Source organism: Candidatus Paralachnospira sp. LCP21S3_A2, assembly GCF_052118925.1.
GTDB lineage: Bacteria > Bacillota > Clostridia > Lachnospirales > Lachnospiraceae > Lientehia.
On the sequence record NZ_JBQKGG010000003.1, the window covers coordinates 266,914 to 281,470 of the forward strand.

A 14,557-nucleotide genomic window follows, 5' to 3' on the forward strand; every position below is an offset into this window, starting at 1 on the left:
CTATTGACTTCATGGGAAAGTTCGTCCTATGAAATAAAAAACGCTCCGCGGGGATCGCACTGCGGCGGAACGGTAGAACCGAGGCTGGCAGAGAGCTATGAGGTGGCTGATGACCACACCAGCTTATACCGTAAAGATCACGTCTCCATCGACGGCGAGCGGGTCGAAATGGTAAAAAATGAGGATTACTTCCTTGGGGCACCGGATATTGACCGCCTGGTGCTGCGCGTGGTAGAAGGCAGTCAGCTGTTATCCGGTCTCCTGAGCGGCGAAGTCGATGTCATTGCCGGAGCCGGAGTGGCGTCTCTTCCCCTTTCTGACTGGCCGGCAGCTCAGGAGGACGAAAACCTGGATACAGCGTCCATCTCAAACTTTGCATACCAGTCCATGATCATCAATACCACCAGCGACAAGATCCCGAATGCGGAATGCCGAAATGCACTGAACATGGCCATCAACCGTCAAGCCATCGTGGATAACCTGCTGGAAGGTGAGGGTACGGTTTTATATGCACCGTTCTCCAACGAGCATCCTTTTGTAGATGAGTCCAAGCTGAAGCTTCCCACATATGATCCCGAAAAGGCGAAGGTACAGCTGGAGGAAAATGGTTTTGATTTTAACCAGACACTGGAGCTGATCGTTCCCACCGGAAATGAAGTCCGGATCCAGTCTACCGTTCTGATCCAGCAGGATCTGGAAGCCATCGGCGTAAAGACCAACATTACCCAGTATGATTTCCCGACCTTAATGCAGATGATGAGGGACGGCGACTATGATCTCGGTATGTGCGGTTCTGCCGGCGGCATCGATCCCACCGAGCCTCTGGGCTGGCTGAATAATGAAGGAACGACCAATTTCCCCTGCATTCAGTATACGGATTATGTAGATTTGTTTACAGCAACAAACAGCATTCTGGATATGACCGAGAAGGAAGAAGCATATGTATCGGTATGGCAGTATGTACTGGACGATTCGGCCGTATGCTACCTGTACTCTTCCAATGCACTGGTAGCGAATAATAAGCGGGTTGTTGGAGTTGATTATGATACCGCAATGCAGCTGAACTGGTGTGCATGGAAGTGGACCGTCAGCGAGTAAAACATCCGAAAGAAACGTGAATAAAGTTCCCTCCGAGGGCTGAGGGCAGGAATGAGGAGACAACAGATGGAGACAGAAGTGCGGAGCAGAGTGGTGCTGATTCCCTGTGATACTTATGAAGAAGAGACGGTATATGAACGGCTGAAGGAAGGAGTTGCGCTTCTGGGAGGCATGGGGCAGTTCGTGAAGCCGGAGGATAAGGTATTGTTAAAGCCTAATCTGGTGCGGAAGGCGGAGCTGTCCAGAGCCGTTGTGACGCATCCGGCGGTCATGGGAGCCGTGGCAAGGCTGGTGCGGGAGGCCGGAGTAAAAACTGTCACGGCAGGTGATTCCTGCGGCTTCGGCGAGGCAACGGCAGCAGCGGCAGAGGTTGGTATGGATCAGATCCTGCAGAAGTATGAGGTGCCGGTGGTGGATTTTTCCGGTGCCGGACTGATCCCCTATGAGGCCGGGGCTCAGGCGAAAGGCTTTTATCTTTGCAGGGAAGTGCTGGAGGCCGATGCTCTGATCAATGTCTGTAAAATGAAAACTCATGCGCTGGAGCGCGTGACCGGAGCCGTGAAGAATCTGTACGGCTGTATTTATGGCCTTCATAAGGCCAAGGGACATACCTGCTTTCCGGGTGCCGACAGCTTTGCCCGTCAGCTCATCGACCTGAATCGGTTTGTAAAGCCGCGGCTTGCCATTATGGACGGAATCATTGCCATGGAAGGGAACGGGCCCACCTCCGGGGACCCGATCCCCATGAAGGTACTGCTGGTGTCGGCAGATCCGGTGGCACTGGACAGCGTTTACTGTCGTCTGATCAATCTGAAGCCGGAGCTGGTTCCAACCAATTATCATGGAGAAAAGATGGGGCTGGGGCATTACCGTGACAATGAGATCGAGGTGGCAGTTCCGGGAGAGGGAGTGATCGCTCCGGAAGACTTACTGGAGCGGTACGGAAATCCGAACTTTAACGTAGATCGGAAGCTGGTGCGGACCGGGAAATGGGTGAAGCTGAACCGGTTTTTGAAGCTGTTCCAGAAGAAGCCTTACATTGATCCGGGAAAATGCGTCCGCTGCGGAATCTGTGTGGAAAGCTGTCCGGTAGACGGAAAGGCTGTGAGGTTTTCCGGTGGACGGAAAAATCCGCCGGTCTATGATTATAAAAAATGTATCCGGTGCTTCTGCTGCCAGGAAATGTGTCCCCATAAGGCGATACAGGTGAAGTAGGGAAAGGGAAACAGAGAATAGTTTGAACTGAAAAAGGGCCTGTCGGGGTTATTCCCCGGCCAGGTCCTTGATCTGATTATGGAGCAGTGCATCATATTTTTTCAGGAAATGCTCCGTTTGCGGCGTATTCAGAAGCTCGGAGGCGAAGATACCGGTTTCCAGGCTGTCGGAAAATTCCCGGAGCAGGAAATCGAGAACAGCATGAAACCGGGTGAGCAGTGGCTGTCTTCCAGCCTCCAGATCATTTTGTCTGGTGCGGAGCATACTGCGGAAGCCGGCGAGCGGGGAGGTTGCTGTATTCAGGCGAAGGTTCTGGAGAAACGTTGTCACCTGTGCAGACAGCAGATGCTCCAGGCGTTCCTCCTCCGGTGCGAGCAGGCCGAGGCTCTGTTTTGTATTCATGGCAAGCGTTCGCTTTTTCAGAAGGCTTTGACAGGCTGTGGAGAAGGCCGGAAAGGAAGCAGAAGCAGAGGAAGCTTCAGAGGTCGGCCGGATCAGATCGAAATCTGTCTGTGAAGCGGCCGGCTGTACGGCGTTCAGGCTGTGCTCCAGTCCGTCGGCGAAGTAGGAGAGGCTCTGTAACAGGGTCTCCTCTTCCATATAGTCCTGACTTTCCCGGCGGAGCATACCGGAAAGCTGGGTGATCAGGCAGAACCGCTCGTCCGCCGGGCGGGAGGCCAGGGAAAGGGAAGCGGGCGGCATGGTGCCGGATTCCAGAAGTTCAGCGAACGGGGCATCTTCAGAAAGCTTCCGGCAGAGTCGATAGTAGGAAGCAAAGGATTCGCTGACGGTACGGCTCTGAAGATACTGAGAAAAGAAACTGTCCTCTACGGGAAGCTCCAGCGCTTCATAAGTCTTTAATGCCTGAGACAGATCCTCCCAGCTTCGCGGCGTTACAAATTCCCGGCCGTATTCGCTGCGGGAAAAGGTGGTAAAATCCTCCCGGTTCAGCCGCAGATAAGACAGAATGGAATCATGAACGGAACGGCCGGCGGCGTAGGAAAGCCAGGTGTCCAGGTCAGCCTCCAGCTCCATGTATTTTACGCGGTCCAGCGTGACCACATCGAATTCCCGGGCGGAACGGTTATATTTGGGCGGATTTCCGGCGGCCGCAATGATCCAGCCATCGGGGAGCACATGCGTCCCGAACATCTTAAACTGAAGAAACTGGAGCATGGTGGGCAGAAGGGTTTCGGACACGCAGTTGATCTCGTCGAGAAAGAGAATCCCTTCTTCCTGTCCGGTCTGTTCGATCCGGTCGTAAACGCCGCCGATGATCTCGCTCATGGTGTATTCCGTCATGGAATAGGTTTCGCCGCGGAAGCTGTGCTCGCGGATCAGCGGCAGACCGATGGCACTCTGGCGGGTGTGATGGGTCATCGTATAGGAAAGAAATCCGATCCGGCATTCCCTGGCAGCCTGGGAGATGATGGCGGTTTTTCCGATTCCGGGGGCGCCCATGAGAAAAATCGGGCGGCGGGAACGCGCGGGAATCCGGTAAAGTCCGGCGTTGTCCTTGGCTGTGTAAGCTTTTATGGTGCGGCAGATCTCGTCTTTTGCTTCTTTAATATTCATAATCCGCTCCTTTCGGCGGTTCGGCAGGCAGAATCAGGGTTTTTGCCCAGCCGGGTACATCAATGTCATCATAGCGGTGGTTCAGAAAGATAAAGGTGGTCGGAATTTCCGGATTCTGCTCCGGGTAAATTCCCAGCCCGTCAGTGAAATAGAGGATTCCGGACAGATGGGAAAATTCCCGGTTCTGGATCAGCGCTTTTATATGGGAAAAGGCAGGACGGAAATCAGTTCCGCCCATGCCGCAGATCTCCAGGCTGTCAATATAGGTATGCCAGTCCTCCGGCGAGGTGATCTTATCGTCCCGGCGGACATCCGTATCACACTGGAGAATATGAAGATTGAACGGGTGAAAAAACAGATCCTCTTCCTCCATGAGCGCCCGTGTTTCCTCCAGAAAGGCCTGGGTAAGTGTCCGGGAACAGGATCCGGAGGTATCAATCACGATGGCAAGCTCCCGGATCTTTTTTGCTTCCTCCGATTCCAGCGGCTCGATGAGCGGCAGGCCGTCATAATGCTCCAGCCCATATAAATAAGAAGGATAATAGAATTCACGGGAGCTGAGCCGGAAATCCTCGCCCCAGCAGGACAGGTCTTTTAACAGCTCCCGGTAATTGCCCCGTCTTGCATCGGTCAAGGTCAAACGGCGTTTCCCGGTTCCTGGATTTCGTCCCATGGAGGGCCGCCCGTTTCCGCTTCGCTGAGTTCGTCCGGACTGTTTTTGAGCAGCTGAAGAACGGGAGAGCCGGTCATACGATAACAGAGCGCCTCGTCCGGTTAAGCTTTTCCGAAGCTTCGCCCAGGAGGTCTCCTGCTTCGAAAAGGAAGAAAGACGGTTTGTATCATGAGCTTCGTCCCGGTTTTCGCGGGAAGCAGGGCCGCTTTCGTTTCCGTCCGGGGATTCTCCGTCACCGGAGGCACGGGCGCGTTTTGCAGATCCGTCACCGGCGGCATAGATTGGCCATGCCTCATGGGAATCCGGCGGCAGTACCGAACCGTCCGGAAACAGCTCCGGAACAAGAGCCGAAAGAAACCGGGCTGCCTGTTCATCACAGCAGCGGTTCCATTCCTCCGCCGGGCAGTCTGCCGGTTTTCGGAAGGGATGGCCGAGAATGCAGTGAAGCAGCTCATGAAGAAGAAACAGAAGCGGCTCTGCCGGGGAAACTGCGGCGGTGTCCCTGTCGGACACCGCAGGCCGGAAATTCAGAGAAGCCGGAGAATCTGAGAGTGAAGGAAAATCCTGGCTTTCAAAAAAACGGACAGGCCAGTAGAGATGAACTCCGTCCGTACCGCCCAAAAATAAACTATCCGATTTATGGGACTGATTATCGCTGCCGATTTGTGTGTCGGTGGGAGATAAACTATCTGATTTATCGTACAGATTATAATTGCTGTTGTTACTCAGATCCGGAATAACATCTTCCAGCGAAAGCAGTGGAAGCGCCAGAGATGGAAACCGCCGGTACAGCTCTTTTTTTGTCCGGGCGGGCTGAAATGCTCGGGTATTGTCCATCAGAGGCACCTCCGTTTCCATAGTTTCTGTAATGATATTTAAGTGTAACACGGAAGCACAAAAAGGAAAAGAGGTTCTTCGCGGGACGGCGTGAAGATGCAAAATGGTTGACAGTCCCGAGTGAATGAAGTAAGCTAAAAAAAGCGGAAAAATACCGAAGCTATGGAAAAACGGAGGCAGGAGCCATGAGAAAGCCGTATGAACGGTGCGTACATTATTATGAAACAGATCAGATGGGAATCGTTCATCATTCCAATTATATCCGCTGGTTTGAGGAAGCCAGAACGGCATATCTGGAAGAAGCCGGAGCCGGATATAAGGGAATGGAGGAGGCCGGGATCATCAGCCCGGTGGTGTCGGTGGCCTGCCGTTATCGTTCCATGGTGCGGTTCGGCGATACGGTAGAGATCACCTTAAAGCTTACCGGATACAATGGCGTGAAGCTGTCCCTGTCTTATGAGGTAACAGACAAGGAGACGGGTGTGCTGCGCTGTGAGGGGGAAAGCAGCCACTGTTTTCTGGACTGTGACGGGCGGCCGGTGTCGCTGAAAAAGACTCACCCGGAATACCATGAGATTTTTAAAAAGGAACTGGAGGCAGAACAGGCATGAAAACAACTGTAACAAGAGAACAGGCACTGGGACTTTTAAAGAAGTACAATCAGGAGCCGTTTCATATTCTTCACGGGCTGACTGTGGAGGGGACTATGCGCTGGTACGCAAAGGAGCTTGGATACGGAGACGAGGAAGATTTCTGGGGACTGGCAGGTCTGCTTCATGATGTGGATTTTGAAAAATATCCGGAGGAGCACTGCAAAAAGGCACCGGAGCTTCTGGAAGAGATCGGAGCGGAACCGGATCTGGTCCATGCCATCTGCAGCCATGGCTATGGATTGGTGGTTGACATTAAGCCGGAGCATGAAATGGAAAAGGTGCTGTTTGCGGCAGACGAGCTGACCGGACTGATCGGAGCGGCAGCGAAAATGCGTCCCTCAAAGAGCGTTATGGATATGGAGGTTTCCAGCCTGAAAAAGAAGTTCAAGGATAAGAAGTTTGCGGCAGGCTGTTCCAGAGAGGTGATCCGCCAGGGTGCGGAAATGCTTGGCTGGCCGCTGGAAGAACTGATGGAAAAAACGATCCTCGCCATGCGTTCCTGCGAAGCAAGTGTTCAGCAGGAGATGGAGTAAAAAAGAAAAAGGAGAATGAGTATGGGAAAGGACAAGAAGAAAAAGGGAATTTTTGCGGAGTTCAAGGAATTTATCATGCGCGGAAATGTGATGGATCTGGCGGTTGCTGTCATCATCGGCGGTGCGTTCCAGAAGATCATCACCTCGTTGACCAACGACATTATCATGCCGATCATTACCCTGGTGACCGGCGGTATTGATTTCAACAACTGGTTTATCGCACTGGATGGCAGTCATTATAAGACGCTGGCGGAGGCTCAGGAGGCCGGAGCCGCGACCTTTAACTACGGTGCCTTTATTACCGTAGTTCTGGATTTCCTGATTCTGGCGTTTATCATCTTTATGATGGTCAAGGGCATGAACAAGCTGGCCGAGAAGGCGATTTCCAAGAAGGTGGAGGAGCCCAAGGAGCCGACTACGAAGAAATGTCCGTATTGCCTCAGTGAGATCCCGATCAAGGCAAGCAGATGTCCGCACTGCACCTCAGAATTAGAAGAAAAATAGAAAAAAGGCAAAAAAAAGAACCCCCCGGGAGGCTTGTGGGGTTCTTTTTTTTCTGGTATGCTGAGGTGTGTTTGAGATGTTTGCCAAAGCAGTTACGGAAAAGAGCGGCGGCGTATAAAACCAACAGGAGGTAGTGCGTAAATGAGAAAAACCGGAAAAAAGCTGATCTCTCTTGCCATGGCAGCAGTCCTGACACTGGGGCTGGCAGCCTGCGGCGGGAAGGATTCGGATACACAGACAACGGCAGGTGAGACGGGAACAAAGACGGAGACTTCCGCAGGGACAGAAAACGGAAGCAGCAGTACAGACGGAGACGAAAAGGTAATGCGGTTCGGTTCCACCGGCTATTTTGCCACAGAGACGCTGGATCCGGGAAATGGCTGGGACGGCTGGTATCTGATGTACAGTGGAGTAACAGAGACTTTATTTAAATTAGATGAAACGATCACACCGGTTCCGAACCTGGCGCTGTCCTGTGAGAGTGATAACTATAAGGACTGGACCATCACCCTGCGGGATGATGTGACCTTTCAGAACGGCGAAAAGATGACGGCCGAGGCAGTAAAGGCATGTCTGGAGCGGACCTATGAGACAAATGAACGGGCAAAGGAGCAGATGGCGATGGATTCCATCGAGGCTGACGGACAGACTCTGACAATCCATCTGACCGGCGAGGATGTGGCGCTGAAGAATACACTGACTGACCCGCTGTGGAGTATTTATGATGCGGCCAACAGTGATTATGAGACAACGCTTTACTGCACCGGCCCGTACATGGTGACGGAGTTTGAGCCGTTTGTGGAGACGGTGGTAAAGCGGTATGACGGCTATTGGGGCGGTATGCCGAAGCTTTCCGAGGCGCATCTGATCACCATCAGTGATACGGAATCCCTTTCCATGGCGCTTCAGAACAACGAGATCGACATGGCAGTGGCAATGCCGACCTCCGCGATCTCGACCTTTGAAAATAACGATGATTACGTGATCGATGCAGTGACCACCTCCAGAGGAAACCGGATGTATTACAATATGGACCATGAGGCCATGAAGGATCCGGCGGTACGGCAGGCGATTGCCATGTGCATTGACCGGGAGGGCGTTTCCAGGACAATCTACAACGGAAAGGCTGAGGCATCCTGGGGCCTGTTTCCGTCCTTCCTGCCCTACGGCGGAACGGATGGCCTGACGCTTACCGTGGACAAGTACGATCCGGAGGGCGCGGCAAAGCTTCTGGCAGAGGCCGGATGGAGTGACAGTGACGGAGATGGCATTCTGGATAAGGATGGTGTGAAGCTGGAGCTGAAGGCCATTACCTTTGCATCCAGAAAGGAGCTGGCTCAGATGCTGGAGCTTCTTCAGGCGGAGCTTGGAACCATCGGGATCAAGCTGAATGTGGAGGTTATGGAGAGCACGGCAGATGCAGTGAAGGCCGGAGAGTATGATCTGGACTGCGAGACCGGTGTTATGGTTCCTACCGGAAATCCCCAGTATTTTATCAATCTGATGCTGGTGACCGGAGCATCCTCCAACTACTCTCATTATTCCAACGCAAAGTTAGACGAGCTGGCCAAGACACTTTCGGGAACGGCTGACGAAGCAGAACGGATCGATCTGGTTCGCCAGATGGTTCAGATGGTGCTGGATGATAATGCCATGACCGTATATAACCATCAGATGATGACAAATATCTACACATCGGCAGTGAAGGGCTTTTCCACCCATCCGTCCGAGTATTACCTGCTGGATGTGAATACAGATATTGAGCGGTAAGCTGCGGAGGAACCAATGATCAGATATCTGCTGAAAAAGACCGGGAGTTTTCTCCTGGTCTTTCTGGGAATTACTTTTTTATCCTTCTGCCTGACTTATTTATCGCCCAGCGATGCGGCAGAGATCAAACTGAATAAAACAGGAGTGGCGCCGAGCGCGGAGCTTCTGGAGCAGACAAGAGCGGAGATGGGGCTTGACAGGCCCCTTCTTGTGCGTTATGGAGAATGGCTGGGAAACTTTCTGAAGGGAGACATGGGAACATCCCTGAAAAGCGGAAAGCCGGTGGTGGCGGAGCTGAAAAAGGCACTGCCGAATACCATTCTCTTAACGCTGGTGTCCATGGCGGCGGTCATGCTGCTGTCGATTCCTCTGGGGATCCTCTGTGCAAGATATAAAAACCGGCCCGTCGATCTGGTGATCCGGTTTGTGACGTATCTGTTTGCGTCCCTGCCATCGTTTTTTCTGGCACTTACGGCGCTTTATCTGTTCAGCGTCCGGTTTCATCTTGTTACAGTCATTGCAGCGAAGGGAGCAAAGGGCATGATCATGCCGGTGCTGGTCATGACACTTTCCCTCAGTGCCTGGTATATCCGCCAGGTGAGGACCATTGTGCTGGAGGAATTTTCCAGGGACTATATCATCGGCTCTAGAGCCAGAGGAGTTCCGGAGCGGCAGATTCTGTTTTCCCATGTGCTGAAAAACGTATTGCTTCCTGTCATCACGCTGGCCGGAACTTCCCTTGCCGGGATGTTGGGCGGCTCTACCATCGTGGAAAATATCTTTTCCTGGCCGGGACTGGGAAAGCTGGCCATGGATGCTATTTCCGCCAGAGATTATCCGGTGATCCAGGGGTATGTGGTCTGGATGGCGCTGATCTTTCTGGCAGTTAATTATCTGGTAGATATTTCCTACGGAATCATTGATCCCCGTGTACGGGCAGGACAGGAGGCACGGCATGGCAAAGCATAGACAAAAACGGAAAGCGGTGCTCTTTCTGATCCTGCTGGTGCTCTTTCTGCTGTTCACCCTGTTCGGACGGTATCTGGCGCCTCATGATCCTTATGAAACAAATCTTTCGGCGGCATTGTTAAAGCCCTCTGCGGAATATCCCTTCGGAACGGATAATCTGGGACGCTGCATTTTTTCGAGAGTGCTGGAAGGGGCATCGGCATCCGTATTTTCCGCGCTGGCAGTGGTTGTTGTGGTTTCGGTATTCGGAACGGCAGTTGGCGTGCTGTCCGGCTATCTGGGAGGAGCTGTTGATACAGCTCTTATGAAGCTGACAACGATCTTTCAGGCATTCCCCAGCTTTGTGCTGGCGGTGGCAGTGGCCGGCATGCTTGGGCCGGGTCTCAGAAATGCCATGATCTCGCTGGGGATCATGTACTGGACAACGTATGCAAGACTGGCGCGGAGCCTGGTTCTCCGGATCAAGGGGGAGACCTTTATCCAGGCAGCAAGGCTCTGCGGCGCGAAGCGGCGGAACATTCTGGTGCGCCACGTGCTTCCCCATATTTTTTCTCCGATCTTGATCACAGCAACACTGGATGTTGGGAACGTGGTGCTCAGTATGGCAGGACTGTCGTTCTTAGGGCTCGGCGTACAGGCACCACAGGCGGAGTGGGGTCAGATGATCAGCACCGGCCGCGCGTATCTGCAGACGGCGCCCTGGTGTATTCTGTTTCCCAGTCTGGCGCTGTTTCTGGCGGTGATTTTATTTAATCTGACCGGCGACTGTGTACGGGACGCTTTAGATGTGGGAGGTGAGAGTCATGCTGCGGATTAACAAGCTTTCGGTATCATACGGAGAAGGACTTGCGGTGGATCAGGTGAGCCTGTCCGTAGAAGAAGGACAGATTGTCGGCATCGTCGGCGAGAGCGGAAGCGGGAAAAGCACGATGCTCCGTTCCATTCTCGGTCTTTCAGGCGGAACCGTGACCGGAGGAGAGATCCTGTTTCAGGATACCGACCTGACGGGACTGGACCGCCGTGCCATGGGAAAGATCCGCGGAAAGGAGATTGCCATGGCCTTTCAGCACCCGGAGCTGTCTCTGGATCCGTTGTGGAAGCTGGGAAAAACCTTTTATGAAAGTATCCGTGTCCACAGACGGATCTCAAAGCAGGAGGCATCTGCGCAGTGGAGAACGCTCTGCGAGGCGCTGGAATTAAAGAACTCCGAACGGCTGGAGCAGTCCTATCCGTCCCAGCTTTCCGGCGGTATGTGCCAGCGGGTGGCACTGGCCATTGCAGTTGCCAACGGGCCGAAGCTTTTGCTTGCAGATGAACCGACCAGTGCGCTGGATGTGACGGTTCAGAAGCAGGTTATGGAGACGATGATGGAAATGCGGGAAAAGCTGGGCATGTCGATCCTCATTGTATCCCACAACATCGGAGTGATCGCCGCCATGGCGGACATGGTCGGTGTCATGAACCACGGAAGGCTGGTGGAATGGGGGACGAAGGAGCAGGTGCTTTATGCCCCGGAGCATGAATATACGAAGGAACTGATCCGGTCGGTGCCCCGGCTGGACGGCAGGCTTCCGGGAACAGGAGGGGCGGAACAATGAGCTGGAGCAAGAAATACAGACATGCCGAGCATGCGCATACAGTTACGGAGCATGGATCTTCGGCTGCTGGACAGGAGCACGGAGCACATCACAGCCATGAGCATGTGCATGGAGCGAATCAGGAACAGTCCTATTCTCCCATGCACACCCATCATCACGGCGAGGGCCATGCGCCCATGACGGAACCGCTGACGGAGCCGCTTCTGGAGCTTCGGAACCTGGAAAAACGGTTCGGGCAGGTTCAGGCCGTGGATCAGGTAAGCCTTTCTATTCGGGAGGGCGAGTGTCTGGGACTTATCGGCGAGAGCGGCAGCGGAAAGTCTACTACCGCGTATCTGGCCGCAGGCCTTCTTCTCCCGGACAAGGGGGAGGTCATCTACCGCGGCGGTCATCTGCAGATGGTTTTTCAGAATCCCAGGTCATCTATGGATCCCAGGAGGAAGGTGTTAGATAACATCTGTGAGGGCATGTGGTATCACCGTCACGGCCTCAGCAAGGAAGAAATCCGGAAACGGGCACTGGAAATGATGGACATGGTACAGCTGAGCCGTTCCTATGCCGACCGTTATACCAGAGAGCTTTCCGGCGGCGAATGCCAGCGGGCGGCTATCGCAAGGGCCATTCTGGTGAAGCCGAGACTTCTGATCTGTGATGAGGTGACCAGTGCCTTAGATGTGTCGGTACAGGCACAGATCATCCGCCTTCTTGATCAGCTGAAGCGGGAGCTGGGCCTTTCATTCCTGTTTATTTCTCATGACATTGCCCTGGTGAGCAGCTTCTGTGACCGGGTGGCGGTCATGTATCAGGGAAAGATCGTGGAGGAAGGAACGGCCATGGAGGTCATTCAGACGCCGAGGGAAGCATATACCAGAAGGCTCATCGATTCAGTGCTGACGCTGTAGGAGAGAAAACCGGGTAATCGGCAGCAGGATTTGATCGGAATAATTGAAAAATTGAATTGAGAATTAACGAAAGCTGTTCTTTATGCGGAGACGTATGAGGGATGGCTTTTTGTTATGGAAAAACGGTTAGGAAATGGAAAACGTATAATAGTTCTTTTCTTTTTTAAAAATTTTCTAAAAAAGTTCTACTAACAGGTTGAATTAAAAACAGATGTGTGCTATTCTGGAAGAAAGTAACTCTTCGTATTACAAACAATGCAAACCGACATCTAAGGTAAGTCTGAACGAAACCCCAAGACATGAATAAAAGATAACAAAGAAAGGAAACCGAATTCTTTTTCCATAGTAACTGCACCGGAGGACAGGCCGGTGTTTTACACATATACAAACGAAGAAAGGGGAACGGTATGAAAAAACGAATGTTCCGACAACTGACGGCGGGGCTTTTAGCCCTGGTGATGCTCTTAGAGTACGGGACGGCAGAGGCTCTGGCGCGCCTTATACCGGAACGGAGTATGGGGCGGAGACGGAAGCACAGGAGGAAACCGGAGCGGAGGAAGAAAAAGTGGTCCATGGAATGGATCCGGAGCTTCCTTATGGAACCGCAGAGGATCCGGAGGCGGAATATATCATCGCGGAAGAGGTGAAAAAGCGGGAAGCCGGGATGAAATATTTCCTGACGGAACGAAACGGCCATGTGGCGGTTTTGTATCCGGAGCCGGTCCATTACCAGACAGACGACGGCTGGGAAGAGATCGATAACCGTCTGGTGCTCACAGAGGATGCAGGGACCGGCGAAGAGGCTTATGAAAATGCGGCCTCCGATGTGAAGGTGTCCCTGGCCCGCTATTCCGATGCGGAGGAGTTAGTATCGTTAGAATGGGACGGGAGAAGGATCTCCTGGAGCCTTGTGACAGAACTGGAGGAGGAAGAAAACGGGGAAGAGACAGAGCCTTCCGGGGAGACGGCGGCAGAAGAACCTTCCGGGCAGAAAGAAAACGCGGAAACTGCGGCAGAGAAACCTTCCGGACAGAAGGAAAAAACGGAAGCGGCGGAAGAAACCGCAGGATCAAAGCATGGAGAACCTGTGGCAGAAACCGTGAAAGAAACCACGGAACCGGAGCAGGGGGAAACGGTGAAAGAATCGGAGGAACAGGGAGAACCGGCAGATGAACCTGCAGGAAAACCGGCGGAAACGCAGAAGCCGGAGGAATCAGAACCGGGATCCCGCAGCCAGTCCTCCGGGCAGGCCGTAAAACCGGCCAGACGGGAGTTCCTTCCCCAGACGCCGCTCTATGAAACGGAGACGGGCGGAGAGTCTTCCAGTCATGGAGCCGGTGTTTCGGATGAGGCTGGAGAGGATGATACAGCCGTTTCTCCCGCCGGCAGCATTCTTCCGGAGATCCCGGAAGGGTGGCCGGAGATCCCGGTCCCGGACGAGTGGAAGAAAGTGACAAAAGAGCGGGACGGCCTGGCGGCAGACCGGTATAATGCCCAGGTGGCCGGTGTCCCGAACCTTTCCTCCGGCGGGATCTACCAGGAGGTCTTCCCGGGGGTCGATCTTCAGTACCGGATCGACAGCGTGACCTTAAAGGAAAATATCTTCCTGAATGACCGGGACGCAGCCGGACAGACGATCCGCTTCCGGATCCATCATCCGGGGATGCGGATGGTGTTGTCCGGGGAGGGAGAAGTACAGCTTGTGACCGGGGAAGGAGAGGGAGAGGCATATACCTTTCTGCGCCCTTACATGTACGATGCGGCAGGAGAGACCAGCAATGCCGTGGCGTATGAGCTTTTGGAGTCCGGGGAAGACGAAACGGTTTTGACGGTTTCGGCGGATCAGGAATGGCTCTTAGCGGAAAGCCGCACCTATCCGGTGACGATCGATCCGAACACGGAAACCAAACGGGAAAGCCGCATGATCATCGATACGTTTATCCGGGAAAAACAGCCCGGCGAGACGGACTCCGGCTGGGGATCTGCGGCAGTCGGCTATGTGCCCTCCTACGGGCGGTGCCGGATATTGGTAAAGTTCAAGGAGCTTCCGGCGCTGGATGCGGGGGATGTGATCTATAAAGGGGTCTTTGCAGCGCACCAGTATAAATACGATGCCAGCGCGGCCCAAAGCTTTCCGGTAACGGTCCATGAGCCGTTATCCGACTGGGATCAGACGGTCACCTGGAACAGCCAGCCGTCCTGTTCCGATACGGTCCTGGATTTCAAGACG

At 53.5% G+C, this 14,557-nt stretch carries 13 protein-coding genes; 11 read left to right on the forward strand and 2 right to left on the reverse strand.

The annotated features are described in order from the left end of the window. Positions 1 to 3 precede the first annotated feature (3 nt). Positions 4 to 1,098: an ABC transporter substrate-binding protein gene (locus ACTQ3K_RS04615; RefSeq protein WP_441565801.1), complete on the forward strand. Its 1,095-nt coding sequence runs from the start codon at positions 4 to 6 to the stop codon at positions 1,096 to 1,098. 66 nt (positions 1,099 to 1,164) lie between these two features. Continuing rightward, complete coding sequence (locus tag ACTQ3K_RS04620) at positions 1,165 to 2,313, forward strand: DUF362 domain-containing protein (protein WP_441565799.1); 1,149 nt, start codon at positions 1,165 to 1,167, stop codon at positions 2,311 to 2,313. Between the two features lie 48 nt (positions 2,314 to 2,361). Here the strand turns inward: ACTQ3K_RS04620 and ACTQ3K_RS04625 are convergent, their stop codons facing one another. Then, positions 2,362 to 3,888: an ATP-binding protein gene (locus tag ACTQ3K_RS04625; protein ID WP_441565797.1), complete on the reverse strand. Its 1,527-nt coding sequence runs from the start codon at positions 3,886 to 3,888 to the stop codon at positions 2,362 to 2,364. After that, positions 3,878 to 5,398: a VWA-like domain-containing protein gene (locus ACTQ3K_RS04630; protein WP_441565795.1), complete on the reverse strand. Its 1,521-nt coding sequence runs from the start codon at positions 5,396 to 5,398 to the stop codon at positions 3,878 to 3,880. Before ACTQ3K_RS04630 ends, ACTQ3K_RS04625 begins: the two co-directional genes overlap by 11 nt. 185 nt (positions 5,399 to 5,583) lie before the next feature. Here ACTQ3K_RS04630 and ACTQ3K_RS04635 point away from each other — a divergent pair, with 185 nt between their 5' ends. The 9 genes from ACTQ3K_RS04635 to ACTQ3K_RS04675 all read left to right on the forward strand — a co-directional run. Then, entirely contained in the window at positions 5,584 to 6,009 is a 426-nt protein-coding gene (locus tag ACTQ3K_RS04635) for an acyl-CoA thioesterase (RefSeq protein WP_441565793.1), read from the forward strand. Beyond that, complete coding sequence (locus tag ACTQ3K_RS04640; RefSeq protein WP_441565791.1) at positions 6,006 to 6,584, forward strand: hydrolase; 579 nt, start codon at positions 6,006 to 6,008, stop codon at positions 6,582 to 6,584. Before ACTQ3K_RS04635 ends, ACTQ3K_RS04640 begins: the two co-directional genes overlap by 4 nt. A 21-nt stretch (positions 6,585 to 6,605) precedes the next feature. After that, positions 6,606 to 7,088: a large conductance mechanosensitive channel protein MscL gene (gene mscL / locus ACTQ3K_RS04645; protein ID WP_441565789.1), complete on the forward strand. Its 483-nt coding sequence runs from the start codon at positions 6,606 to 6,608 to the stop codon at positions 7,086 to 7,088. A gap of 141 nt (positions 7,089 to 7,229) precedes the next feature. Beyond that, positions 7,230 to 8,858 (forward strand): ABC transporter substrate-binding protein, encoded by a 1,629-nt coding sequence (locus ACTQ3K_RS04650; protein ID WP_441565787.1) that lies wholly within the window; start codon positions 7,230 to 7,232, stop codon positions 8,856 to 8,858. Positions 8,859 to 8,873: 15 nt separating this feature from the next. Beyond that, positions 8,874 to 9,827, forward strand: coding sequence for a nickel ABC transporter permease (gene nikB, locus ACTQ3K_RS04655; RefSeq protein ID WP_441565785.1), 954 nt, complete (start codon positions 8,874 to 8,876; stop codon positions 9,825 to 9,827). Then, positions 9,814 to 10,644, forward strand: coding sequence for a nickel transporter permease (gene nikC, locus ACTQ3K_RS04660; protein ID WP_441565783.1), 831 nt, complete (start codon positions 9,814 to 9,816; stop codon positions 10,642 to 10,644). The genes nikB and nikC overlap by 14 nt, the downstream gene beginning before the upstream one ends. After that, on the forward strand, positions 10,631 to 11,425 hold the full coding sequence (locus tag ACTQ3K_RS04665; RefSeq protein WP_441565781.1) for an ABC transporter ATP-binding protein: 795 nt from the start codon (positions 10,631 to 10,633) through the stop codon (positions 11,423 to 11,425). The genes nikC and ACTQ3K_RS04665 overlap by 14 nt, the downstream gene beginning before the upstream one ends. Next, positions 11,422 to 12,327, forward strand: coding sequence for an ATP-binding cassette domain-containing protein (locus ACTQ3K_RS04670; RefSeq protein WP_441565779.1), 906 nt, complete (start codon positions 11,422 to 11,424; stop codon positions 12,325 to 12,327). Before ACTQ3K_RS04665 ends, ACTQ3K_RS04670 begins: the two co-directional genes overlap by 4 nt. A 565-nt stretch (positions 12,328 to 12,892) precedes the next feature. Next, the coding region (locus tag ACTQ3K_RS04675) for a DNRLRE domain-containing protein (protein ID WP_441578590.1) at positions 12,893 to 14,557 on the forward strand (1,665 nt) is incomplete at its 3' end.